Here is a 24,165-nt window from a genome sequence, read left to right as displayed (position 1 = left end):
ATGGATTCGGGTGCCGATCCGGCGCCGTCGCTCGACGAGGCCGACGCACCGGTACCCGCGCGTGGCACACGCACCCGGGTGCGTCGGGACGAGATCGTCACGGCCGCCGCCGAGTACTTCGCCGAACACGGCTACAACAACGCCGGAATGCGCGACATCGCGCAGGCGGTCGGGATCAAGGGTGCGAGTCTGTACAACCACTTTCATTCGAAAGAGGAGATCCTGTACGCCATCGCGTTGCAGATGACCAAGGACCCGCAGGAGCATCTGCTGGTCCTCGACGCCGAGGGCTCCCCCGCGCAACGGTTGACCGCGCTGATCGAGATCCATGTGCGCCATCTCGCCACCCACCGGGTGGAGCATCTGGTGAGTCTACGGGAACTGTCGGCATTGTCACCCGAACACCGGGCGGTGGTCACCGACTACCGCAAGTACTACCAGCGCCGGGTGCGCGACGTGATCGCTGCCGGCGCCCGCGCCGGCCAATTCGAGGTTCGTGATGCCGGACAGTCGGCGATCGCGGTGCTCGATCTGATGAACGGCATCAGCTGGTGGCTGCGCGACGACCAGGACGTCGACCAGCTCGTCGCCGACTATGTTGATTTCGCGATCCGGGGCATCTTGCATCACGACGAATCCGTGCGATGAGCGGACCGTTGAGTGGTGTGCGCGTCGTTGAGATGATGGGACTCGGACCGGCCCACACTCATGCATGATGCTGGCCGATCTCGGCGCCGACGTCGTTCAGATCCGACGACCCGGCGGGTCGACCGCCCCGGATGGTGTCGCCGATGCCGACGCGGGAATGTGGCGGGGCCGGCGGGTCGTCGAGGCCGACCTCAAGAACGCCGATGACATTTCACGGGTGCGGGAGTTGATCGGCGCAGCGGATGTGCTTGTCGAAGGGTATCGGCCGGGTGTGATGGAACGGCTGGGTCTGGGTCCCGACGATTTGTTGGCGGTTGCGCCGCAGTTGATCTATGCGCGGATGACCGGTTGGGGGCAGTCCGGCTCATATGCGGCGGCCGCTGGCCACGACATCAACTACCTGGCCGTCACCGGGCTCCTGGACGCGATGGGGCCGGCCGACCGCCCACCGCTTCCGCCGCTGTCGCTGGTGGCCGACTTCGGCGGCGGTTCGATGTTCCTGGTTGTCGGAGTACTTGCGGCACTGCATGAGCGGCAGACTTCCAGTCGAGGTCAGGTCATCGATGTGGCCATGACCGACGGCGCGGGTGTCCTCGGTGCATTGCAGTGGTCGTGGAAAGCCGCGGGCCGCTGGGTGGATCGGGCCGCGGGCAATCTGCTCGACGGGTCCGCACCGTTCTACACCACGTACACCTGCGCGGGCGGCGGATACATGGCAGTCGGCGCTCTGGAAGACGTCTTCTGGCAGCGCCTGATCGATACCCTCGAGGTGGACGATCCGCCAGACCGGTGGGATCGTGCGCGGTGGTCGGAACTCACGCAGACACTGGCCGCGCGCTTCGCCTCCCGAACCCGCGCCGAATGGGAAACGGTATTCGGCAGCGTCGACGCCTGTGTCACACCGGTTCTCGACTTCGACGAAGCGCGCAAGCATCCGTATGCGGTGCAGCGCGAGAGTTACGTCGAGGTCGAGGGCATGACGCAGCCGGCGCCGGCACCACGGTTCTCGCGCTCTGTGTCGGGTACGCCGCAGGCCGCGACAAACACGGATGTGACAGCGGTGCTGGACGAGTGGCAGCCGCCTGCGGGAGGTCGGCGCTAGAACGGCGGCGGGCCGGCGTCGGTGACGCGTTTGCGGTTGCGGGCGCGTTCGGCGCGTCTGCGGGCGTGTTTGTTCGCCACCCGTGTGCTGACGCGGGTGCTGCGATCGATCGTGGCACTGGTATGTGGGGGGTGGGGCCTGCGCGGGTGCGGTGAACCGGATCCTGCGTAGCCCAGGGAACAGATCCTCCTGGGTTTCGGCTTCGCCGGGCAACACCAAACCTTCGGGGGTGATGTATTCGGTGACCAGCCGCCCGTCATCGTCGCGCCACTGATCATCCACCCAGTCACCGAAGGTCTTCAACAAGTGCCCGGGACGACACTTCGCGTTCACCCCGACCTCAGTGGTCTGCCCACCTCTGTGCGGACACGCGTGGTCGTACTCATCGACATGGTCGAGATCCCCACGCCACGCCGAGGTCAGACATCCCGGTTCGGTGCAATAGCCGTCCCGCAACCGGATGAACGTATCCAACGCCGCCGACGGCCGATACGGATCCGACGGCAGATGCGCCGGCAACGTGAACGTGCCATCGAGGTCCGGTTCGGTCGTGGGCGGCACCAGATAGGAGACCTTGGTGTCCGCACGCGCGGCGATGTCGCGCACATGCTCGCCCGAGATCACACCATGGCCATCCATGAAACCGGCATGGTTCGCCATCCCTTTCACGGTGGCCTCGTCGGCGACGACGTGGAGGACGGCCTTGCAGTCCACCGGCGGCACCACCCCGGGCTCCGGGATGACCGCGGTGCAGTCGTCACTACCGCAGTCGCATTCGAACATGGTGCCCGACAGCAGGCAGAACATGGCATCGGATTGTCGTTGCGGCTTGGTGCGCGGATCGTGTTCACACACACTGTCGGCCAATGCGGCCACCGCGGCGGCAGCGATCCGCACGTTCTCCGCCGACATCACCCCGGTGATCTCGGCGGTGCCGTCCTCGCGCGGATGGGTCCACATCCGGCGGTCATCAAGCGCCTGCTGCCGACGTTCCCGCACCGCGTCGGGGTCATGACGAAACACGATCCGATCGATCATGTCGCGGAACCTGGCTTTGCTCCACGTCCCGCGCTTGGTGCGTAGTGTTCGGGCGATGTCGGCATCCACGAGCGGTGCCGCTGATGATTCGGCCAGCAGGTCGGTCCGGCTGACCGCTTTCTGCGCGTGCCACGGCCCGATCACGCCGTCACGCAAACATTCCGACACCTCCGGCAACCGATCCCGCAACGCCACCGCATCATTCAACAGCGTCTCGGCAGCACCCCGAGACGTGCCGCGCAGTTTCGCGATACGTGCTGCGGCGTCGGCGAAGCCGTCCACCACGAAACCGTCAGTGTCCTCACGCGCAGCGACCAGCCGATCGTAGAGTGCGGCCACCGAACGATATTCGGCATAGGCGAGATAGGAGCGGCCCCGGTCGAGCTCGGCCATACCCAACAGCAAGTCGTTGGTGGGGTCCTCATCCGGGTAGGCCGCATCCACACCACCGAGAAAGTCACGCGGCAACTGCGGCCACGGCGACGGCGAGGACAACACGGACGACACGAAGGACCCTTCACGGACTCGACACTGATCACAACCAACTGATGCAGGATCATTTCCGATATGCCACCCGCCATGACCAACCCGACCCCGAGACCGGATTCAGCGAGTTCGCGCCCACCCGTTTCGCATCAACTCATCCTGCTGCAACCAAGCTACGACACAGCACCGACAAGATTTGGTCACCACAGGTCAGGAACACTTTCAAGCCCTGTTTCCGACTGGCGATATCACGACATCACACCATCAGCTGCGCTGCGATCGTGCCACCCAGCTCCCAGCACGCCTCACGGTCATCCTTGGTGGGCTTCTCCGACACCACGACGGTCTCGGCTGACTTCACCCAGCCAAGTCCGGTGGTGATCGACTCGATAGCCTTCTCGGCGCCCTCGGTCCCCTGGTTGCCATGCAGGTAGCACCCGAACGGGCGGCCCTTGGTGGAGTCGAGGATCTGGTAGTAGCAGGTGTCGAAAGCGTGCTTGAGCGCACCACTCATATAGCCGAGATTCGCCGGGGTACCGAGAATGTATCCGTCAGCTGCCAGCATGTCGGCCGCAGTAACCGAGAGTGCCGCTCGCCGAATGACTTCCACACCTTCGATCTCAGGATCGGTGGCACCGGAGACGACGGCCTCGAACATCTCCTGGCAATGCGGCGACGGGGTGTGATGGACGATCAGCAGCGTGGTCACTCTTCCCCCTTATATTGCGCGACAGCACGTTTCATCATCTCGCGCGCCCGGCCGCGGTCGCCGGCGTAGTCGTAGGCGCGGGCGATCCGATACGTGCTGTGCCAGTCGGTGGGATCGGCCTCCCATTCCTGTTTGATCTGCGCGAACAGGTCGTCGGCGGCGCCCCGTTCGATTCGACCGGACGGACGCCGTGGGAGATCGCTGACGTCGAGTTCACGGCCCTCCGCGGCCATGATCCGCGCCAACTTCTGGTGTTCGATACCGGCACGCAAGGTGGCGAAGATCAGCCATGCACCGATGAACGGCAGGATCAGCACACCGATACCCACGCCGATGCCGGCGACGGTGCCCGACGAGATGAGGTCGAATCCACGCTGACCGAGGATCACGAAGTACACGACAAGTGCGACGACGAGGAACCCGATCATCCAGACAATGGGTCGCGCGTCGCGGCGGGCGGGGTCGGCTGCCATGACTATTCGCCCTAGAGATCCATCAGTTCTTCCAGCCCCACGGTGAGCCCTGGACGCTTACCGACCTCCCGCACGCCGAGCAAGACTCCGGGTGCGAAGGACGACCGGTCCATCGAGTCGTGTCGGATGGTGAGCGTCTCCCCCTCGGTGCCGAGCAGCACCTCCTGATGGGCGACGAGACCGGCCAGGCGGACCGCATGTACATGCACATCGTCGACTACTCCGCCACGGGCACCCTCGAGTTCCTCGGTGGTGGCGTCGGGGCTCGGCCCCAGACCGGCCTTCTGCCGGGCCTCACCGATCAGCTTCGCTGTGCGATACGCAGTCCCCGACGGCGCGTCGGCCTTGTGCGGGTGGTGTAGTTCGATGACCTCGACCGAGTCGTAGAACCGTGCCGCTTGAGCCGCGAAGCGCATCGACAGCACGGCACCGATCGCGAAGTTCGGTGCGATGAGCACGCCGACTCCCGGATTGTCGCCGAGCCAGCCGCGCACCTGATCGAGGCGTTCTTCGGTGAATCCGGTGGTGCCCACCACTGCGTGAATTCCGTTGTTGATCAGGAACTCCAGGTTTCCCATCACTGCGCTCGGGTGCGTGAAATCGACGACCACGGAGGTGTCAGCCGCGGTGAAGGCATCCAAGGACTCACCCTTGTCCACGCCGACGGTATACGTCAGATCATCGGCGGACTCGACCGCCGCGACGATCGCCTGCCCCACCTTGCCGGCACTACCAAGGACCCCGACCCGGATTCCGCTCGCCATCTCTTCCCTCTCATCGTCCGTCGACCTGTCAGTGTAGTTGTCGCCGCCTGCCCGACCGGCGTCCGTCACCGTCCCCGCCTGGTGGAGCGTCAGAAGATCGGAGCTCCGCCACGACGGTGTTCGAACACCAGCGATGTCGTGGTGCCGGCGACCTCCCGGCGCGAGTTGAGCATCTCGACGAACTGCCTCAGCGCCTCGGTGTCCGCGGTGGCCACATGGAGCAGGTAGTCGTCGGTACCCGCGAGGAAGAAGACGTCGATCACCTCGTCATGGCGCTCGATCTCACCGACGAAGTGACGGATCTCGCCGCGTGCGTCGGATTGCAGACTGACCGCCACCATCGCACGTAGGGGCCGTCCGACCGCGGCGGGATCCACATCGGCGAAGAACCCGCGGATCACACCGAGATCGACGAGCCGCCGCAGTCGACCGTGGCAGGTGGACGCCGCGATACCCGCGCGAACCGCGAGTTCGCTATTGGGCATCCGGGCGTCGGTCTGCAACAGACGCAGCAGAGTGCGGTCGATGTCGTCGAGCTGCGGATCACCGGATCGAACATCCTTCGGCTGGGCCACCATCACTTGACCTAATTTCGGAGAATTGACGATACAAGCCCACCATAGAGAATTATCTGCACATATGTTGTGTGATTTCCGACGTTCCTTCACTCTGGTGGCACACCAGATCGCGCCCCACCACTGACCAGGAGATCCCCATGCGCGTCGGCATCCCCACCGAGATCAAGAACAACGAGTACCGCGTCGCCATCACCCCGGCCGGCGTGGCAGAGCTGCACAATCGCGGTCACGACGTGGTGATCCAGGCCGGCGCGGGCGAAGGCTCGTCCATCCACGACAACGACTTCAAAGAAGCCGGAGCCCAGATCCTGTCGACCGCCGAACAGGTGTGGGAACAGGCCGACCTGCTGCTCAAGGTCAAAGAACCGATCGCTGCCGAGTACCCTCTGCTCCGCGAGGGCCAGACACTGTTCACCTACCTGCACCTCGCCGCCAGCAGGCCGTGCACCGAAGCACTGCTGGAGTCGAAGACGACGTCGATCGCCTATGAGACCGTGCGCGCCGCCGACGGTTCGTTGCCGCTGCTCGCCCCGATGAGTGAGGTCGCCGGGCGACTGGCACCGCAGGTGGGTGCCTACCATCTGATGCGCTCGGAAGGTGGCCGAGGTGTCCTGATGGGCGGCGTGCCCGGCACCGAGCCGGCGAATGTCGTCGTGATCGGCGGTGGCGTCAGCGGTGTCAATGCCGCGACCATCGCCGTGGGTATGGGTGCTCAGGTCACCGTGTTCGACGTGGACATCGCCAAGCTCCGCGCGATCGACGCGCGCTTCGCCGGTCGGGTGCACACCCGGTACAGCACCGCGCTGGCACTGGCCGAGGCGGTCCGTGAGGCCGACCTCGTCATCGGTGCCGTGCTCGTGCCCGGCGCGAAGGCCCCCGTGCTGGTCTCCAACAGCCTGGTCGCCGAGATGAAGGCAGGTGCCGTGCTCGTCGACATCGCGATCGACCAGGGCGGGTGCTTCGAAGACTCACGACCCACCACGCACGACGACCCGACCTTCACCGTCCACGACGCCGTCTTCTACTGCGTCGCGAACATGCCGGGCACAGTCGCGCGCACCTCCACCCTGGCGCTTACCGGCGCAACGCTGCCGCACGTGCTGCGTCTGGCCGACAAAGGGTGGGAACAGGCATGCTCCGACGACCCCGCGTTGGCATCGGGACTCAGCACCCACAGCGGCAAGCTGTTCACGCCCGAGGTGGGCGCAGCGCTGGACCTGCCGGTTGCCGCATCGCCGTTCTGACATCCGGCGGGGTGGCCGGCGGTCGCCTCGGCCACCCCGCCGTCAGCCAACAGACCCACCCGTCGGCGGTCGCCTCGGCCACCCCGCCCTTAACCAACGGACCCGCCCGTCGGTGGTCGCGTCAGCCGCCCCGCCGTCAGCCAACAGACCCACCCGTCGATGGTCGCCTCGGCCACCCCGCCGTTAGACGACGGACCCGCCCGTCGGTGGTCGAGTAGTCACGAGCCGCTAGGCGAGGGACGTATCGAGACCACTTGTCCCGCAAGTAACCTGGTCTCGATACGCGGGCTCGCCTAGCGGCTCGCCCGCTACTCGACCAGCGCATCGGCGCCGCCGACGTTCAACACCCGACCAGCGAATCGGCGCCACCGACGTTCAACACCCGAACAGCGAATGGCGCCACCGACCAGCGAATCGGCGCCACCGACGTTCGACACCCGACCAGCGAATTGGAGCCACCGACCTTCGACACCCGACCAGCGAATTGTGCACCGACGTTCGACACTCGACCAGCGATTTGTTGCAGCGACCTCGGGCAGCAGTAATCGGATGGCGCCGAATCGGGATGCCTCAGAAGCGGATCGTCGTGGTTCCGCGTCGGCGTGCACGGTAGGTGAACCGCCGCTCGGTGATGTCGCCGTGGCCATCGGCGCCCACTCGCAACACGGTCGACGCGCGCGTGCCGTAGCCGCGCACGTCGATGAACATCGGCGAGAGGTCACGTTCGCGCTCGATTGGCACTCCCGTGCTGGGCAGAGCGTCGTCGGCCGGGCGATCGCGGTCGGCAAGCAACTCGAGATACGGATCGACGGACTCCGGATCATCGAGCAGTAACTCCGACAACGCATCCCGCCCACGGTCGACCTTGGGCCAGTGACTGTCGAGCAAACCGTTGGACAATCCGTGAACGCCGTCGGGAACCTGCTGTAGCCGGGGCCGCGGCCAGTTCGTCGCCCACCAGAACTCCTCGGCATCGCCGATCAACACGTTCACCGGCGCATAATCATCCGCACGGGTGAGGAGTTCGCCGGCGAACTCCCCCGGGCTCATCGAACCGAGCAGGAACTGCACCGGCAGTTCCCCACGCGACCTCGGCCCGGTAGCGGGTATCCCGTCGCGAACATTGGTGACCATGGCCACACGGGAAGGGGTCTCGGCGTTGACGCCCATCCAGGTGCCGCCCGCCTCCCCATCACGACCTCCGATGATCGGTGCGTCCGGCCATCGCGACAACGCCCGGGCGCGTCGGGCGTGGAACTCGTCCCGGTTGGCCGCGACCACCAGCGGCGTGTCGGGCACGACATTCCAGCCGAGCAGTATCAGGCACATGACAGCTCAGTCGGTGACCGGTAGATAGTGGCTCATGTTGGTCATCTTGCGCTGCACACCGGCTATCTCGCGAACCGCCTGCGCAACAAGGCTGCGATCGAGCGGCGAGAGTCGTTTCATGTCCAGGGTGTCGCCCACCGGCTCGCCGCGATCGAACTGCGCCACCTGGTAGGTGAGCCGCACCCGTTGCAGCACGTCGAACACCTCGACGAGTTCGGACGCCTGCGCTTCGCTGAGCATCGTGCTGCCTGCCGCCGCACGCAGCCGCGCACGGGTGTCGAGTTCGGTGGCTCCCACGCTGAGCGCCGCCCAACGCGCAATGTTCACCAGCGGAGTGAGAGCGTGCTCCTTGATCTCGAAGGTATCGGCCCGACGGGTCAACACATCGCGCATAGACCGCAACCGGGCCTTATACGACAATGCTTCGGCCAGCAGCAATCCCACTGTGCCGGGATGGTTGCGGAGCTCGGCGAACAACCCACCGAGCGCGTCTGCGCCCAACTCTCCCCAGATCGGCCGACTGTCCAGCAGCAACGAGGTGAAGATCATGCCCTTGTTCTCCAGCGGCGCCTGCACCCAGCCCTGCGCAGCAGATCGCCACTGCGACCGGGTGCGAGCAAACAAGGGCTTGGAGGCGATGGCACCGTTCTCGTCGATCCGGCGCCCTGCACCCAGGAGTACCTCGTTGACCTCACCGAATGCGAGTCGGTAGGAATCGATCTGCTCATCGGGGACGGCGTCGTCGAGTGCCACGGCGGAGTCGATGTCGGAGGTGAGAACCGGCTCACGCCGGGCGTTGCTGCCCAAGGACAGCCAGGTGAGCGCGCCGGGGTCGAGTTCCGGGTGCCGCTCGAGTACCAGGTCCAGCGCCCGCCGGACCACGGCGTCGTGGATCAGCGCGCCGATCGCGGTCACCTCGTGAACGGGTTGTTCCCGTCGCACCATGTCGGCCATCAGATACGGGATACGACGTGCACGGGCCGTCAGATCGCCGATATTGCCTGCCCGGGACACCTGCGCACGCAGTGACATTCCCGGGCCTGCCGGGGCCGCGATGAAGTCGACCGCGGCCACCACCCCGACCACTGCGCCGGCGGGATCCACCACCGGCATGGCCGTCAGATCGCGGTCGAACAACACGGTGAGCGCGTCCACCGCAGCGGTGCCCTGAGGCACCACCGGAACCGGCCCGGCGACCAGTTCACCGACTGGCGTGTCGATGTCTCGACCGACCGCGACGACCCCGGCCCGAATGTCGGCGTCGGTGAGCAATCCGTACGTGCCTCCGGTCAGCGGGATCACAAGATGATCCTGGCCTCGCTCGGTCATCAACGCCGCTGCCTCACGAACGGGCATGTCTGCTGAACCGATGACCGGCCGGGTGACCAGCAGATCGTCGACGATTCCCGGGCCGGAACCACTTCGATCGCGTCGACGTGCGACGGTGAGCTTGTTGCCCGATGCGCGATCCGGATCGGACACGGCGTATTCCCTCCCTGACTCGACGAATCTCATTGCTCAGATTAGCCGTGAGACGCACGTGACCCGCCACCCGCAATCGGGTGACGGGTCACGCTGTGTCCGATGATCAGGCGTCGGCGGTGGCGTCTGCCTTCTCGTCGCTCGTGGCGGCGTCAGACTTGGCCTCGTCGTCGACCGGCACCAGGCTGATCTTGCCGCGGTCGTCGATGTCGGCGATCTCCACACGGAGCTTGGAGCCAACGTTGACGACGTCCTCGACCTTGTTGATCCGCTTGCCCTTGCCGAGCTTCGAGATGTGCACCAGGCCGTCGCGACCCGGCAGCAGCGACACGAACGCACCGAAGGCGGTGGTCTTGACGACCGTGCCCAGGAACCGCTCGCCCACCTTGGGCAGCTGCGGGTTGGCGATGGAGTTGACCTTGTCGATCGCGGCCTGCGCGGACTCGCCGTCGGAGGCACCGATGAACACGGTGCCGTCATCCTCGATGGAGATGTTGGCGCCGGTGTCCTCGGTGATGCCGTTGATCGTCTTGCCCTTCGGGCCGATCAGCTCACCGATCTTGTCCATCGGGATCTTGATGGTCGTGATGCGCGGTGCGTACGGGCTCATCTCGTCCGGCTCGTCGATGGCCTCGGCCATCACGTCGAGGATGGTCAGCCGGGCGTCCTTGGCCTGGCCGAGGGCACCCGCAAGCACCTTCGACGGGATCCCGTCGAGCTTGGTGTCGAGCTGCAGCGCGGTCACGAAATCCTTCGTGCCGGCCACCTTGAAGTCCATGTCGCCAAAGGCATCCTCGGCACCGAGGATGTCGGTCAGCGCCACATAGCGGGTTTCGCCGTCGACCGTGTCGGACACCAGACCCATCGCGATACCGGCGACCGGAGCCTTCAGCGGCACGCCGGCGTTCAGCAGCGCCATGGTCGACGCACAAACCGAACCCATCGAGGTGGAACCGTTGGAGCCCAACGCCTCCGAGACCTGACGGATGGCGTAGGGGAACTCCTCGACGCTCGGGATCACCGGCACCAGTGCACGCTCGGCGAGGGCACCGTGGCCGATCTCGCGACGCTTCGGCGAACCGACACGACCGGTCTCACCGGTCGAATACGGCGGGAAGTTGTAGTGGTGCATGTAACGCTTGGACGTCTCGGGTCCGAGCGAGTCGATCTGCTGCGCCATCTTGACCATGTCGAGGGTGGTCACGCCCAGGATCTGGGTCTCACCGCGCTCGAACAGGGCACTACCGTGTGCGCGCGGGATCACCGCGACCTCGGCCGACAGCGACCGGATGTCGGTGATGCCACGGCCGTCGATCCGGAAGTGGTCGGTCAGGATGCGCTGACGCACCAGCTTCTTGGTGAGCGAGCGGTAGGCCGCACCGATCTCCTTTTCGCGGCCCTCGAACTGCTCGCCGAGCTGGGCGAGGATGTCCGCCTTGAGCTCGTCGGTCTTGTCGTCGCGCTCCTGTTTGCCCGCGATGGTGAGGATCTCCGAGAGACGATCCGAACCGGCGGCGGCGACGGCGTCGTAGGCGTCCTGCGCATACGGCGGGAACAGCGGGAACTCGCCGGTCTCCTTGGCCGCCTCGGCTGCGAGCGACTTCTGTGCCTCGCAGAGGCGTGCGATGAACGGCTTGGCGGCCTCGAGTCCCTCGGCGACAATCGCCTCGGTCGGTGCCTGCGCACCACCGGCGATGATGTCGATGACGTTCTCGGTGGCTTCGGCTTCGACCATCATGATCGCGACGTCGGCGCTGTCTCCTTCACCGGAGACGATCCGCCCGGCGACGACCATGTCGAACACGGCACCCTCGAGCTGTTCGACGGTCGGGAACGCAACCCATTGACCGGCCTTGTTCTCCTCGGTCGGGATCAACGCGACGCGCACGCCGCCGACCGGCCCCGAGAACGGCAGTCCGGCGAGCTGGGTGGACGCCGATGCCGCGTTGATCGCGACGACATCGTAGAGGTCCTTGGGATCGAGCGACATGACCGTCACGACGACCTGGATCTCGTTGCGCAGGCCGTCGACGAACGACGGACGCAGCGGACGGTCGATGAGGCGGCAGGTCAGGATCGCGTCGGTAGAGGGGCGTCCCTCGCGACGGAAGAACGAGCCGGGGATGCGGCCCGCGGCGTACATGCGCTCCTCGACGTCGACGGTCAGCGGGAAGAAGTCGAAGTGTTCCTTCGGCTGCTTGGATGCCGCGGTCGTCGAGAGCAGCATGGTCTCGTCGTCGAGGTAGGCGGTGACGGAGCCGGCGGCCTGCAAGGCAAGGCGGCCGGTCTCGAAACGGATGGTGCGGGTGCCGAAGCTCCCGTTGTCGATGACGGCGGTCGCTTCGGTGATCGTGTCGTCATAGTCGGCGTCGGTGTCGACGCCGGGGGTGGTCACATCTGACATGTGGTCGGAAGAATCCCTTCGTGTAGCCACCGGTGACCGGCGGCCGGTTGGTCGGATGCGGATCAGCTCTTCGCCGAACCCACCACACGCTGCGGTGCGCGTGCACCACAGAGGTGGCGACGTCTGCGACAGCAGAGTCGACCCGGAACGGAGCCATGAGAGAAGTGCCGGTCGTGCGGATGCGCATCCGAAGCGCATCCTGAAGTAGCGCAGACGGCCTTCGATCGAAGCGGCCGGAATCAGGTCGGAACAGGTTCCGGCGGCCACTACCGAGGACCGATCTGCTCGAGTGTCACGTCCAGCAGGACTTCACGGCAACGATCAGTGGTCAGCCTATCATTACGGGCTGGCCTGCAGAAACGACTCGGCCGCCCCCGGGATGCGGAGGCGGCCGATCATCGGAGAATCGTCGATCAGCGACGCAGACCCAGACGCTCGATCAGCGAACGGTAGCGGTTGATGTCGACCTTCGCGACGTACTTCAACAGACGGCGACGGCGACCCACCAGCAGCAGCAGACCACGACGGCTGTGGTGATCGTGCTTGTGCGTCTTGAGGTGCTCGGTCAGATCGGTGATGCGCTTGGTGAGCAACGCGACCTGCGCCTCGGGCGAACCGGTGTCGGTCTCGTGCAGCCCGTACTCGGCGAGGACGTCCTTCTTTTCGGCGGCAGTCAGTGCCATGGAGAAACTCCTGGATTCTCAGTCCCGCGTTCTTCGGTTACCGCCGGACACCTACCCAGGTACCGCGACAGTCGGCGCGCCACCGCGGACCGCAGCAACGCCGATCGACGACTTTACCAGCGCAAACGAACGCGGCCAAAATCGACGACGGTCAACCCCGCTCGGCCAGCACCCGGCGGGTGTCCTCGACGTCGGTGGCGATGGCGGTGATCAGGTCTGCCACGTCGGGGTAGTTCACCATCCCCCGCAGCCGGCCCACGAAGTCGATCGCGACGTGCTGCCCGTAGAGATCGGCGCTCTTGTCCAGGACGAACGCCTCGACCGTTCGGGTGCGACCCGAGAAGGTCGGGTTGGTTCCCACCGACACCGCGGCCTGATACCGCTGTCCCGGCTCGACCTGTCCGACGACGGGTCCGACCCCCAACACCGAGAACCACGCGGCGTACACCCCATCGGCGGGGATCGCCGCGTACATCGGCGGGGCGACGTTGGCGGTCGGAAATCCGAGCTCTCGACCACGGCCGTCGCCGCGCACCACGACACCTTCCACCCGGTGCGGACGTCCGAGCGCCTCCGCGGCGGCCTCGACGTCGCCGGCGGCGACACAGGACCGGATATAGGTCGACGAGAAGGTCACCGCATGCTCACCGAACAACGAGACGGCGTGTACCTCGAACCCGAACATCTGCCCGAGCTCGGCGAGTTTGGTGACGTCGCCGGCCGCCTTCTTGCCGAAGGTGAAGTTGTCGCCGACCACGACATCAGCCGCGTGCAGGGTCTCGACCAGGATGTCGTGGGCGAAGTCCTTGGGCGATCGCGACGCCAGTTCCGGCGTGAACGGCATGACGCAGAAGACGTCGATGCCGAGCTGTTCGGCCAGCTCCGCTCGCCGGGTCAGCGTGGTGAGCTGCGGCGGATGGGTACCGGGCCGCACCACCTCGGCCGGATGCGGGTCGAAGGTCATCAGCACGGCGGGCACGCCACGTTCCTTCGCCGCTGTGGTCGCGGCATGGATCAATTGGGCATGGCCGCGGTGCACCCCGTCGAACACACCGATCGTGACCACGCATCTACCCCAGTCCGCGGGGATGTCCTCGAGACCTCGCCAACGCAACACGCGCACCAGCCTACGGCCCGCCGCGACGACAAACCACATCCGGGCGTCGGTGGTGAACAGCGTGTTTCACCGGATCTCGGATGGTTGAACGCAGCGGGAACTGTCGACGACGCGACGGCTGCTGTCGCCAGCGGGGAGGGCACGCCCTAAGCTCGAAGAATGCCCCAGTCCCGCGCGGCCCGAGCCGACATGCCCGCATCGGGCCGAGATGTCGACGCCCGAACCACGTCGGCCGACCGACCGGTGACCGAACTGTCCAATGTCACGCAGGACTATCTGAAAGTGATCTGGACGCTGCAGGAGTGGGCAGACGTCAAGGTCACCACCAAGATGCTCGCCGAACGTCTCGGGGTGTCGGCATCGACTGCCTCGGAGGCCATTCGCAAACTCGCCGATCAGGGTCTCGTTTCGCACGAACGGTACGGATCGGTCACCCTCACCGATGAGGGGCAGTCCGCAGCGGTGCTGATGGTCCGCCGGCATCGACTGATCGAGACCTTTCTGGTGCGCGAACTGGGCTACGGCTGGGATGAGGTGCACGACGAAGCCGAGGTGCTCGAGCACGCGGTGTCGGACCGGCTGATGTCCCGGTTGGACGCGAAACTCGGCTTCCCCAGTCGGGATCCGCACGGCGACCCGATCCCGGCCCTCGACGGTTCGGTGCCCAGTCCGGACGCCAGGTTGCTCTCCGAACTCGAGGTCGACGAATCGGGCACGGTGGCACGGATCTCCGACGACGACCCGGAGATGTTGCGCTACTTCGACGAGGTCGGGGTCGCCCTGGACCGGGTGGTCACGGTCGTGGAGAAACGACCGTTCGCCGGCACGATCTCGATCTCGGTGGACGGCAGCGAGCAGATCGACCTCGGTGACATCGCCGCCCGGGCGATCTTCTTGGTGACGCCGCCGTGATCGTGGGACGGTCGCTGACCCCGGGGTCAGCGTAGCGTCGCCGGCCGCACCACCATCACCGAACTGGCGCGGCGCCCCTTCTCCTGTACGAGTGCGATGGCCCGACCGTCCGGGTCGATCACCACGTAGGTCTCCTTGCGGCCGATCGGGGTCAACCATCGCCCCTGACTGATCGACTCCGCTTCGTCGGCATCGATGTCGCGGTGCGGGAAGGACAGTTTCGCAGCCTCATCGATCGTCAGCGACAGACCGGGGCCTTCGCTCAGCATCTCCAGCGTGCGAGCGTTCTCGAGAGTGAACGGCCCGACGGCCGTGCGGCGCAGCGCCGTCAGGTGGCCGCCGACCTCCAGTGCGGAACCGAGATCGCGGGCCAGCGAGCGGATGTAGGTGCCGGCCGAACAATCGACCTCGACATCCACATCGACGAAGCCGTCGTCGGTTCGCCGGATGCCGACGATGTCGAACCTGCTGACCGTCACCGGCCGGGCCGCGAGATCGAACTCCGCGCCGGTACGCACCAGGCTGTGTGCGCGTCTGCCGTCGACCTTGATCGCACTCACCCGGGCCGGAATCTGTTCGATGTCACCGGTCAGAGCCGCGATGCCGGCGGCGATCTCGTTGTCGGTCAGATGTGCCGCATCAACATGCGAGATCGTCTCGCCCTCACGATCGTCGGTGTCGGTGGCCGCACCGAGCCGCATGGTCGCCACGTAGGACTTGGTGGTCAGCGAAAGCAGTCCCAGCAGCTTGGTGGCCCGTTCGATACCCACCACCAGCACGCCGGTGGCCATCGGGTCGAGCGTGCCGGCGTGTCCGACCCGCCTGGTGTTGAACAGCTTTCGGCATCTCGACACGACATCGTGGCTGGTCATGCCGGGGTCTTTGTCGACGACGATCAGGCCGGCGTTCTCAATCGATGCATCGGCCATGTCAGAGGTGCGCAATCGTCGTCGTGATGAGTCCCTGGTCGATCAACCATCGTCCGCGGAGTTCCACCAGCGGCGCCCCACCATCGACCGCGGCTGGATCGATGAGGATTGCCGAAGTGAACGTGCCGGCCCGTTCGGACGTCTGGTCAAACGTGATGTGGGCGTCCTCGAAACCGAGCCACCGCTGCGTCAGCGGGAACCACGCCTTGTAGGTGGCCTCCTTGGCGCAGAACAGCAACCGATCCCAGTGCACTCCGGCCGGGCGGGTGGCGAGCACCGCACGTTCGGCCTCCAGGCTGGTGTGCTCGAGAACTCCGGCGGGCAGGCGATCGTGTGGTTCGGCGTCGATACCGAGAGACCGGACCTGCAGCGCGTAGGCGACCACGGCCGCCCGATATCCGTCGCAGTGGGTCAGACTTCCCACGACCCGGTCGGGCCAGACCGGCATCCCGCGCTCACCGCGCATGATGGGAGCGGGTTCGATTCCCAACTGCCCCATGGCCTGTCGCGCACAGTACCGCGCGGTGGTGAACTCGCGACGCCGCTTCTCCACGGCCCGTTCGATCAGGGACCGTTCGGCGGGCAGCGGTTCGATGCCCGGTGGGTCCTCGAACGCCTCGGCCGCGGCGACACCGCTCGGCACGAGCTGTTCGATCATCTGTCGCCCTCCTGGGGACGTGTGGTGGGTCGTGCGGCCCGACGCTCGCGCCGCTCGGCGATGCGGCGCGCGAACTCGGCGGCCCGTTGCTCGTAGTCCGGCGGCAGTTCGAACCGTGCGCCGTGACCGGGCAGGTCGTCCTCGGTGAGCCCTGGGTCCGGGATGATCGGCCGCAGCAAGGGATCCGGTAGCCCGCGGCGCTTCCATTCGCGCGGATACCCGACCGACACCTCTTCGAAGCGTACGCCGTCGTACCAGGTGGTCCGCGGGATGTGCAGATGGCCGTACACGCAGCACGCGGCGTTGTACCGGGTGTGCCAGTCGGCAGTGAGTTCGCTTCCGCACCAGAGCGCGAACTCCGGGTACATCAGGGCGTCGGTGGGTTCCCGACGCAACGGCCAATGGTTGATCAGCACAGTGGGTTCGGCGGGATCCAGTGCATCGAGGCGCCGGCGCGTCGACTCGATGCGCGCCCGACCCCACGCATCGCGGGTGGGGAACGGCTCCGGCGAGAGCAAGAACTCGTCAGTGGCGACGACGTTTCGTTCGCGGGCCAACGCCAGCGCGGTCAGCGTGGTGGTGGTGCCCTCGGGACGGAAGGTGTAGTCGTAGAGCAGGAACATCGGCACCACCCGAACGCCCGGCGATCCGTCGCCGGGGTCGAACAACGGGTAGATGTCCTCCGGCGTCACGACACCGATGTCTCGGCAGGCCTGCACCAGATAGTCGTAGCGCGCGACGCCGAAGATCTGCAGCGGGTCCTTCGCGGTGGTGTAGAGCTCGTGGTTGCCCGGCACCCACACCACGGTGTGAAACCTCGTTCGCAGCCGCCGCAACGTGTCGATGATGTCATCGGTGCGTTCGGCGACATCGCCCGCGACGATCAGCCAGTCATCACTGCTCTGCGGCCGGATCTGGTCGACGATGTGCTCGTTGCCCCGATGCGCGACATGGAGGTCACTGATCGCCCACAACGTCGCCATCCGTTCAGCCTAACGATGTGGCCGCGGTCACCTCGGAGCAGCCCGACCGCCGCGCCTCGGTCAGCGGACCGGCGCCCCGGGGAGTGCGGACTTCTCGTAGGTGAGCACACCGTCGGGCTCGGTGACGTACTCGCCGACGCAGCGTCCCGTGATGGCCGCGACCGTGACGTCCCAGATCTTGGGGTCGAACGGTTCGAAGGTGTGCTCGAGCCCGAGCGCCGGCAGCGACTCGTTGGCCGGGATCGGAGTGACCCGGCACTGACCTCCGTCGAGGTGGCCGTCGACCCACTCGCGGGCGCTGCGGACGCCGTAGTACTGCGTGGAGCCCGGGGTGTCGTCGCCTTCGTTCAAAGCTGTCAAGAATGGGGTTCCAGGGCACACCTCGGAGGCGGCCGGTTGGCCACAGGCGCCCGGCGAGCCGTACTGCGGGCTGCCGAACGCGAGGTAGGTGGACACCTTCTGGTGTCCACCCATCTCCTTGAGATACAGGCGGGAGCTGACACCGCCGATGCTGTGACCGACCAGGGCGACCCGGTCCCCCGGGTGCTCACGGTGAAGTCGGTCCACCGCGGCGCCGATCTGCTTCGCCTCGGCGGTCATGTCGGCACCCGGGAGGTCGAGGACCGCGGTGGGATATCCGCGCGCCGTCAGGTTCTGGGCCATCGGCTGATACGGCAGCGCCCCGAGGTACTGGCCCGGGACGATCAGGACGTGCGTCGTCGCAGCCGGCGCGGCGCCGGCCGGAGCGGCCACGGTGGACAGACACATCGCGAACACGCCGCACACGACGGCGACGAGGGATCGGATCGACATGAGGTGAGGGTAACCGAAGCCGGGCGCGAACTTACCCTTTGGTCAGGTCTGCGCACCGGTGCGGCGCCAATGACCCGATCGCACACGATGGGCGACGGCGACCAACCGGAGGACCATGAACACCACCAGGCCGCTCCAGATGCCGGCGAGACCCCAATCGAACACCAGCGACAACCAGATCAGCGGCAGGAATCCGCCCAGTGCCGCGGCCAGCGTGGCCGTGCGCAGGAAACGGGCGTCACCCGCGCCGAGGAGCACGCCGTCGAGCGCGAACACGACGCCGGCGATGGGCAACATCGCCACGAAGAACCACCACGGCGTCTCGATCGCGTCGAGGATCGCCGGGTCCGAGGTGAACAGCCGCGGGATCAGTGCCGCGCCGAGCGCGAAGACCGCCGCCGCTGCGCTGGCCGCGGCCACCGACATCACGGTCACGCGACGCGCCGTACCCACCGCGGAGCCGACGGCCCCCGCACCGAGCGCAGCCCCCACCAGCGACTGCGCGGCGATGGCGAGCGAGTCCAGAAACAGCGACATGAACTCCCACAGTTGCAGCACCACCTGGTGGGCCGCGACGGCGTGAACGCCGAACCGTGCTGCCACCGCGGCAGCGGAGAGGAAACACACCTGGAAGGACAGACTGCGCAGCACCAGATCCCGCGCCATCACCAGTTGCGCCCCGATCACCCGTCGATCCGGGGCGATCCGTGGCGTGTCCGACCGACGGACCGCACGAACCACCCGGATGGCGAACAGCAGCCCCGTCAGGCCCTGTCCCGCCACGTTCGCCACGGCGCTCCCAGGCAGGCCCATCCGGGGAAACGGGCCGACACCGTGGGTCAGACCGACCACCAACACCGCCGCCACCGACAGCCCGACCACGACGTAGACAACCGGTCGCCGGGTGTCCTGCACCCCACGCATCCAGCCGTTGCCGGCCATCGACAACAGGATCAGCGGAACGCCGAACATGGCGATCCGCAGCCAGCCGGCCCCGTCGGCGACGACCTGTTGCGAATCCGCCGAGCCGGTACCGACGAGCACCCGCATCACCACCGGCGCCAGTGGGTACATCACCGCCACCAGCGCAACACCGACTCCGAGCGCGATCCAGCTCGCCTGTACCCCTTCGGATATCGCACCCGATCGGTCGCCTGCGCCGAATCGACGGGCCGACCGCGCGGTGGTTCCGTAGGAGAGAAAGGTGAGCTGGGTGCTGATCACCGACAGCACCAACGTCCCCACGCCGAGCGCAGCCAGTTCGTTGCCGCCGAGGCGACCGACCACGGCGAGGTCGAGAAGCAGATACAGCGGCGGCGCGATGAGTACCGCCAGCGCCGACACGGTGAGCACCGCGATGCGCCGACCGCTCGGCGTCGACGGCGGCACGCACGTGACGTCCGACTCGCTCAGAGGGACTCCACCAGTCGCGCGACGACGGCGTCGGCGGTGCCGGTGTCGCTGTATCCCGATGCGTGCCGATGGCCACCACCACCGCGTGCCGCGACGATGGGAACGAGGTCCACGGCGCGTTTGGATCGCAGCGACACGGCCCATTCTCCGGGCGCGGTCTCTTTGAAGACTGCGGCGACCTCGGCCTCGACGGCCGTGCGCACGATGTCGATGACGCTCTCGGATTCCTCCCAGCTCATCGCGGAGAGGACGTCGTGACCCACCACCGCATAGACGATCCCCTCGCCGTTGCAGGCGTGCGGGTCGAGACGCGCGGTCGCGAGCACCTGCGACACCAGGGAGAACCAGGCGAACGGGTGACTGTCGATCAGTGCGCGGCTCCACGCCCGTCCGTCGACTCCGGCGTCGAGCAGCCGTGCGGCCACCCGGAACGACTCGGGTCGGGCCCAGCGGAACGAGCCGGTGTCGGTGACGATGCCCGCGTAGAGGCAGGTGGCGATGTCGACGTCGAGTTCGACACCGAGTTCGTCGAGCACCGCCAACACCAACACAGCGGTACAGTCTGCCGCCGGATCGATCAGGTCGTGGTCGCCGAACCCGTTGTTGGAGGCATGGTGATCGATTGTCACCGAGCACTCCGCAGCCGAGAACACCGGCGCCAGCCCATCGAGCCGCCCCAGGCTGGCTGCGTCCACCGACACCACCACCGGATGCCCCACCACCTCGGCCGCCGGCACGAGCAGCTTGCTACCGGGAAGCTCGCCCAATACCGCCGGCAATGCCACGGTGTCGGGAAACGCGACCTCCACCTCGGTGCCGAGGCGGGTCAGTGCCAACCCCAGCGCCAGCCCGCTGCCGATGGTGTCCGCGTCCGGGCGCACGTGGCAGAGGATTGTCACGGCGGATACCCCGGTGAGAGCACCGGCGACCGCCGTGCTGGTCGCGGCCGTCACTCCGGCGAACCGTCCTCGTCGCCGGGCTCGTCGTCGCGGCTGCGGTAGGGGTCGGCCTCACCCGCGGGGGTCGCGGTCGCCGCCTGACGCGCCACCAGCTCATCGTTGGCGCGGGCGCGCGCCACCAGTTCCTCCATTTGACGCGCCGCATCGGGCACGGTGTCGAGCGCGAAGGTCAGCGTCGGGGTGAACCGAACGCCGGTGCCCGCACCGACTTTGGATCGCAGAATGCCGGTGGCCTTGGCCAAGCCGGCTGCAGCGGCGTCGTAGTCCGGTTCGGCGTCTATGGATTCGCCCATCACGGTGTAGAAGATCGTCGCGTCGTGCAGATCGTTGGTGACACGTGCGTCGGTGATGGTCACGTGTGCGAGCCGCGGATCCTTGATCTCGGTGCCGATCGCCGATGCGACGATCGACGAGATGCGCTTCGCCAAACGGGCGGCTCGTGCCGAATCAGCCATCTGTCGTCCTTTCCACTGGGAAACTACTCCCCTTCGGTCTGCGCGCGCAGCGGCACGCAGACCGAAGGGGAGGTGGGTTGTCGCGGCGGACTCAGTCGCGCGGCTTCTCCTGCAATTCGTAACTCTCGATGACGTCGTCGACCTTGATGTCCGTCGACGACGTCATCGATCGTCAGTCGCGCGGCTTCTCCTGCAATTCGTAACTCTCGATGACGTCGTCGACCTTGATGTCGCTGTAGGTGAGCGTGAGACCACATTCGTAGCCTTCGCGGACCTCGGTCGCGTCATCCTTCTCGCGCCGCAGTGAGGCGATCGACAGGTTCTCGGCGATCACCACGTTGTCGCGGAGCAGGCGGGCCTTGGCATTACGCCGCATGATGCCCGACTGGACCAGACAGCCGGCGATGTTGCCGACCTTCGACGACTTGAAGATGGCCCGGATCTCGGCGCGGCCGAGCTCCACCTCTTCGTAGATCGGCTTGAGCATGCCCTTGAGCGCGCTCTCGATCTCGTCGATGGCCTGGTAGATGACCGAGTAGTACCGGATGTCGACGCCCTCGCGGTTGGCCAGCTCGGTGGCCTTGCCCTCCGCACGCACGTTGAACCCGATGATGATCGCGTCCGACGCCGCCGCGAGGTTGACGTTGGTCTCGGTGACACCACCGACACCGCGGTCGATTACCCGCAGCGAGACCTCATCGCCCATGTCGATCCCCAGCAACGCCTCTTCGAGCGCCTCGACGGTACCCGAGTTGTCGCCCTTGAGGATGAGGTTGAGCTGGCTGGTCTCCTTGAGCGCCGAATCCAGGTCTTCCAGACTGATCCGCTTACGGCTGCGCGCGGCCAGCGCATTGCGCTTGCGCGCGTTGCGCCGGTCGGCGATCTGCCGGGCGGTGCGGTCCTCTTCGACGACGAGCAGGTTGTCGCCCGCGCCGGGCACCGACGTGAATCCGATGACCTGAACCGGACGCGACGGTAGCGCCTCGGCGACGTCGTCGCCGTGCTCGTCGACCATGCGGCGGACACGTCCGTAGGCGTCACCCGCGACGATCGAGTCGCCGACCTTGAGGGTGCCGCGCTGCACGAGCACGGTCGCCACCGGTCCGCGACCACGGTCGAGGTGTGCCTCGATCGCGACACCCTGGGCGTCCATGTCCGGGTTGGCCCGCAGATCCAGCGAGGCATCCGCGGTCAGCAGGACCGCTTCGAGCAGCGCGTCGATGTTGTCGCCCTGCTTGGCGGAGATGTCGACGAACATCGTCTCGCCGCCGTACTCCTCGGGGATCAGGCCGTACTCGGTGAGCTGACCACGGATCTTCGCCGGGTCGGCGCCCTCCTTGTCGATCTTGTTGACCGCCACCACGATCGGCACATCCGCCGCCTGCGCGTGGTTGACCGCCTCCACCGTCTGCGGCATGACGCCGTCGTCGGCCGCGACCACGAGGATCGCAATGTCGGTGGCCTTCGCGCCACGGGCACGCATGGCGGTGAACGCCTCGTGACCCGGGGTGTCGATGAACGTGATCAGACGATCGTCCCCGTTGAGGTGGGTGTTCACCTGGTAAGCGCCGATGTGCTGGGTGATGCCACCGGCCTCCGCCTCACGGACATTGGCCTTGCGCACGGTGTCGAGGAGTCGGGTCTTGCCGTGGTCGACGTGACCCATGACGGTGACCACCGGCGGACGCTGCTCGAGATCCTCTTCGCCGCCCTCGTCCTCGCCGTAGGACAGATCGAAGCTCTCCAGGAGCTCGCGATCCTCGTCTTCGGGGCTGACGACCTGGACGGTGTAGTTCATCTCCGAGCCGAGCAGCTCCAGCGTCTCGTCGTTGACCGACTCGGTCGCCGTGACCATCTCGCCGAGGTTGAACAACGCCTGGACCAGCGATGCCGGGTTGGCATCGATCTTGTCGGCGAAGTCCGACAGCGAGGCACCACGAGCGAGACGGATGGTCTCGCCGTTGCCGCGCGGCAGCCGAACGCCACCGACGGCCGGAGCCTGCATGTTCTCGTACTCGGCGCGTTTTGCCCGCTTCGACTTGCGTCCTCTGCGCGGGGCACCGCCCGGACGACCGAACGCACCCGCGGCACCGCCGCGACCGCGACCGCCGCCGCCACCTGGGCGTCCGCGGAAACCGCCGGGCGCGCCGCCGCCACCGCCGGGTCCGCCACGAAAGCCGCCGCCTCCGCCGCCGCCACGGCCGCCGCCACCGCCGGGTCCGCCGCGACCGGGACGTCCGGCGTCCGGACGCGCGGCACGGCTCGGCATCGCGCCCGGGCTCGGGCGTGGGGGCATGCTACCGGGGCTGGGACGGGGTCCGCCCTGACCGGGAGCGGGACGACCGCCACCCTGACCTGGGCGTCCACCGGCTCCGGGCCGACCGCCGCCGGGACGCGGGCCACCCTGCCCCGGACCGGGACGAGGACCCTGCGGCCGTGGAGCGGGCGCCGGCGCGGATGAGTACGGGTTGTTGCCGACACGCGGTGCGCGCGGGCCGGGCTTGGGACCGGGACGCGGGCCGGGTCGGGCCGCGGGAGCGCTGCCGGCGTCTTTCGCGGCCGGAGCTTCCGGCTTGGGAGCCGGGGCGGGCTTCGGCTTCGCCGGGGACGGCGTGGGGGCCGGGGCCGGAGACGGAGTCGACGACGGGGCCGGGGTGGCGTCGGCCGCCGCGGCCGGGGACGGGCCCGGGGTCGGTGCGCCGGGCTTGGGGCCGGGCCGTGCCGGTCCGGGTTTGGCGCCGGAGCCGTTGGCGCCGGGCTTGGGTGCACCGCCGGGCTTGGGCGCCGACTTGGCGCCTTCCTTGGACCCGGAGGACTTGGGGAATGATTCGCGGAGTCGACGGGCCACTGGGGCCTCCACCGTCGACGACGCAGATTTGACGAACTCGCCTTGCTCCTTCAGTCGCTCGAGCACCTGCTTGCTCGTCACGCCGAGTTCTTTGGCCAGTTCATGCACGCGGGCCTTGCCTGCCACTGCTCTCCTCAC

The 24,165-nt window shown here is 67.0% G+C and carries 20 protein-coding genes and 2 pseudogenes; 4 read left to right on the top strand and 18 right to left on the bottom strand.

Annotated elements, in window-relative coordinates; translation table 11 throughout:
- A complete protein-coding gene (locus tag VX037_RS03865) occupies window positions 1-648 on the top strand; it encodes a TetR/AcrR family transcriptional regulator (protein WP_328713287.1) in 648 nt (215 codons plus the stop codon).
- A pseudogene (locus tag VX037_RS03860) lies at window positions 645-1,750 on the top strand (CaiB/BaiF CoA transferase family protein). The gene VX037_RS03865 and the pseudogene VX037_RS03860 overlap by 4 nt, the downstream one beginning before the upstream one ends.
- A 507-nt stretch (window positions 1,751-2,257) precedes the next feature.
- Here the strand turns inward: VX037_RS03860 and VX037_RS03855 are convergent.
- From VX037_RS03855 to VX037_RS03835, 5 genes and pseudogenes are all read right to left on the bottom strand, one after another.
- Window positions 2,258-3,181 (bottom strand): annotated as a pseudogene (locus VX037_RS03855) (DUF222 domain-containing protein); the annotation flags it as partial.
- A gap of 349 nt (window positions 3,182-3,530) precedes the next feature.
- Window positions 3,531-3,932, bottom strand: coding sequence for a flavodoxin family protein (locus VX037_RS03850; protein ID WP_328713454.1), 402 nt, complete (start codon window positions 3,930-3,932; stop codon window positions 3,531-3,533).
- A gap of 47 nt (window positions 3,933-3,979) precedes the next feature.
- On the bottom strand, window positions 3,980-4,456 hold the full coding sequence (locus VX037_RS03845) for a hypothetical protein (RefSeq protein ID WP_328713285.1): 477 nt from the start codon (window positions 4,454-4,456) through the stop codon (window positions 3,980-3,982).
- Window positions 4,457-4,467: 11 nt separating this feature from the next.
- The gene (gene dapB, locus VX037_RS03840) at window positions 4,468-5,220 is read right to left on the bottom strand and encodes a 4-hydroxy-tetrahydrodipicolinate reductase (protein WP_235722217.1); all 753 of its coding nucleotides are present in this window, start codon (window positions 5,218-5,220) and stop codon (window positions 4,468-4,470) included.
- An 89-nt stretch (window positions 5,221-5,309) separates the two neighbouring features.
- Entirely contained in the window at window positions 5,310-5,798 is a 489-nt protein-coding gene (locus tag VX037_RS03835; protein ID WP_235722218.1) for an Lrp/AsnC family transcriptional regulator, read from the bottom strand.
- A 137-nt stretch (window positions 5,799-5,935) separates the two neighbouring features.
- Between VX037_RS03835 and ald the strand changes: the two genes are divergently transcribed.
- Window positions 5,936-7,042, top strand: a complete 1,107-nt coding sequence (gene ald / locus VX037_RS03830; RefSeq protein ID WP_328713283.1) for an alanine dehydrogenase — start codon at window positions 5,936-5,938, stop codon at window positions 7,040-7,042.
- Between the two features lie 570 nt (window positions 7,043-7,612).
- Here the strand turns inward: ald and VX037_RS03825 are convergent.
- The 5 genes from VX037_RS03825 to VX037_RS03805 all read right to left on the bottom strand — a co-directional run bounded on the left by VX037_RS03825 (window position 7,613) and on the right by VX037_RS03805 (window position 14,057).
- Complete coding sequence (locus tag VX037_RS03825; protein ID WP_328713282.1) at window positions 7,613-8,371, bottom strand: NRDE family protein; 759 nt, start codon at window positions 8,369-8,371, stop codon at window positions 7,613-7,615.
- Window positions 8,372-8,377: 6 nt separating this feature from the next.
- Window positions 8,378-9,853, bottom strand: coding sequence for a putative nucleotidyltransferase substrate binding domain-containing protein (locus VX037_RS03820; protein ID WP_328713280.1), 1,476 nt, complete (start codon window positions 9,851-9,853; stop codon window positions 8,378-8,380).
- Between the two features lie 106 nt (window positions 9,854-9,959).
- Window positions 9,960-12,257 (bottom strand): polyribonucleotide nucleotidyltransferase, encoded by a 2,298-nt coding sequence (locus VX037_RS03815; protein ID WP_328713278.1) that lies wholly within the window; start codon window positions 12,255-12,257, stop codon window positions 9,960-9,962.
- 413 nt (window positions 12,258-12,670) lie between these two features.
- A complete protein-coding gene (gene rpsO / locus VX037_RS03810; RefSeq protein ID WP_235722223.1) occupies window positions 12,671-12,940 on the bottom strand; it encodes a 30S ribosomal protein S15 in 270 nt (89 codons plus the stop codon).
- 151 nt (window positions 12,941-13,091) lie between these two features.
- Window positions 13,092-14,057: a bifunctional riboflavin kinase/FAD synthetase gene (locus VX037_RS03805; protein ID WP_328713276.1), complete on the bottom strand. Its 966-nt coding sequence runs from the start codon at window positions 14,055-14,057 to the stop codon at window positions 13,092-13,094.
- A gap of 189 nt (window positions 14,058-14,246) precedes the next feature.
- Between VX037_RS03805 and VX037_RS03800 the strand changes: the two genes are divergently transcribed.
- The gene (locus VX037_RS03800) at window positions 14,247-14,969 is read left to right on the top strand and encodes a metal-dependent transcriptional regulator (protein ID WP_328713452.1); all 723 of its coding nucleotides are present in this window, start codon (window positions 14,247-14,249) and stop codon (window positions 14,967-14,969) included.
- Between the two features lie 26 nt (window positions 14,970-14,995).
- On the opposite strand, the gene truB is transcribed toward VX037_RS03800, so the two are convergent.
- The 8 genes from truB to infB form a co-directional block, all read right to left on the bottom strand.
- Complete coding sequence (gene truB / locus VX037_RS03795; protein ID WP_328713274.1) at window positions 14,996-15,898, bottom strand: tRNA pseudouridine(55) synthase TruB; 903 nt, start codon at window positions 15,896-15,898, stop codon at window positions 14,996-14,998.
- Window position 15,899: 1 nt separating this feature from the next.
- Window positions 15,900-16,556 carry a 4'-phosphopantetheinyl transferase family protein gene (locus VX037_RS03790; RefSeq protein ID WP_235722226.1) on the bottom strand — a complete coding sequence of 219 codons (657 nt, stop codon included), beginning with the start codon at window positions 16,554-16,556 and terminating at the stop codon, window positions 15,900-15,902.
- Complete coding sequence (locus tag VX037_RS03785; RefSeq protein WP_328713272.1) at window positions 16,553-17,539, bottom strand: metallophosphoesterase family protein; 987 nt, start codon at window positions 17,537-17,539, stop codon at window positions 16,553-16,555. The genes VX037_RS03790 and VX037_RS03785 overlap by 4 nt, the downstream gene beginning before the upstream one ends.
- Window positions 17,540-17,599: 60 nt before the next feature.
- Window positions 17,600-18,352, bottom strand: coding sequence for an esterase/lipase family protein (locus VX037_RS03780; protein WP_328713270.1), 753 nt, complete (start codon window positions 18,350-18,352; stop codon window positions 17,600-17,602).
- Window positions 18,353-18,394: 42 nt separating this feature from the next.
- Window positions 18,395-19,741 carry an MATE family efflux transporter gene (locus VX037_RS03775; protein ID WP_328713268.1) on the bottom strand — a complete coding sequence of 449 codons (1,347 nt, stop codon included), beginning with the start codon at window positions 19,739-19,741 and terminating at the stop codon, window positions 18,395-18,397.
- A 20-nt stretch (window positions 19,742-19,761) separates the two neighbouring features.
- Window positions 19,762-20,718 (bottom strand): DHH family phosphoesterase, encoded by a 957-nt coding sequence (locus VX037_RS03770; RefSeq protein ID WP_287015589.1) that lies wholly within the window; start codon window positions 20,716-20,718, stop codon window positions 19,762-19,764.
- Window positions 20,715-21,179, bottom strand: coding sequence for a 30S ribosome-binding factor RbfA (rbfA, locus tag VX037_RS03765; protein ID WP_266062994.1), 465 nt, complete (start codon window positions 21,177-21,179; stop codon window positions 20,715-20,717). Before rbfA ends, VX037_RS03770 begins: the two co-directional genes overlap by 4 nt.
- A gap of 172 nt (window positions 21,180-21,351) precedes the next feature.
- Entirely contained in the window at window positions 21,352-24,153 is a 2,802-nt protein-coding gene (gene infB, locus VX037_RS03760) for a translation initiation factor IF-2 (protein ID WP_287015590.1), read from the bottom strand.
- Window positions 24,154-24,165: the final 12 nt, after the last annotated feature.

The sequence above is a fragment of the Gordonia sp. Z-3 genome, from assembly GCF_036233855.1.
Lineage (GTDB): Bacteria > Actinomycetota > Actinomycetes > Mycobacteriales > Mycobacteriaceae > Gordonia > Gordonia tangerina.
Note: the sequence above shows the minus strand (reverse complement) of the source record. Positions and strands in the feature narration are given on the sequence as shown.

What these genes read in the sequence shown, in the direction of transcription:
- ald (WP_328713283.1), top strand. Translation starts at nt 5,936, where the DNA reads ATGCGCGTCGGCATCCCCACCGAGATCAAGAACAACGAGTACCGCGTC.
- truB (WP_328713274.1), bottom strand. Translation starts at nt 15,898, where the DNA reads ATGGCCGATGCATCGATTGAGAACGCCGGCCTGATCGTCGTCGACAAA.
- VX037_RS03850 (WP_328713454.1), bottom strand. Translation starts at nt 3,932, where the DNA reads ATGTTCGAGGCCGTCGTCTCCGGTGCCACCGATCCTGAGATCGAAGGT.
- VX037_RS03815 (WP_328713278.1), bottom strand. Translation starts at nt 12,257, where the DNA reads ATGTCAGATGTGACCACCCCCGGCGTCGACACCGACGCCGACTATGAC.
- dapB (WP_235722217.1), bottom strand. Translation starts at nt 5,220, where the DNA reads ATGGCGAGCGGAATCCGGGTCGGGGTCCTTGGTAGTGCCGGCAAGGTG.
- VX037_RS03790 (WP_235722226.1), bottom strand. Translation starts at nt 16,556, where the DNA reads ATGATCGAACAGCTCGTGCCGAGCGGTGTCGCCGCGGCCGAGGCGTTC.
- VX037_RS03825 (WP_328713282.1), bottom strand. Translation starts at nt 8,371, where the DNA reads ATGTGCCTGATACTGCTCGGCTGGAATGTCGTGCCCGACACGCCGCTG.
- VX037_RS03865 (WP_328713287.1), top strand. Translation starts at nt 1, where the DNA reads ATGGATTCGGGTGCCGATCCGGCGCCGTCGCTCGACGAGGCCGACGCA.
- VX037_RS03785 (WP_328713272.1), bottom strand. Translation starts at nt 17,539, where the DNA reads ATGGCGACGTTGTGGGCGATCAGTGACCTCCATGTCGCGCATCGGGGC.
- rbfA (WP_266062994.1), bottom strand. Translation starts at nt 21,179, where the DNA reads ATGGCTGATTCGGCACGAGCCGCCCGTTTGGCGAAGCGCATCTCGTCG.
- VX037_RS03835 (WP_235722218.1), bottom strand. Translation starts at nt 5,798, where the DNA reads ATGGTGGCCCAGCCGAAGGATGTTCGATCCGGTGATCCGCAGCTCGAC.
- rpsO (WP_235722223.1), bottom strand. Translation starts at nt 12,940, where the DNA reads ATGGCACTGACTGCCGCCGAAAAGAAGGACGTCCTCGCCGAGTACGGG.
- VX037_RS03845 (WP_328713285.1), bottom strand. Translation starts at nt 4,456, where the DNA reads ATGGCAGCCGACCCCGCCCGCCGCGACGCGCGACCCATTGTCTGGATG.
- VX037_RS03800 (WP_328713452.1), top strand. Translation starts at nt 14,247, where the DNA reads ATGCCCGCATCGGGCCGAGATGTCGACGCCCGAACCACGTCGGCCGAC.
- VX037_RS03780 (WP_328713270.1), bottom strand. Translation starts at nt 18,352, where the DNA reads ATGTCGATCCGATCCCTCGTCGCCGTCGTGTGCGGCGTGTTCGCGATG.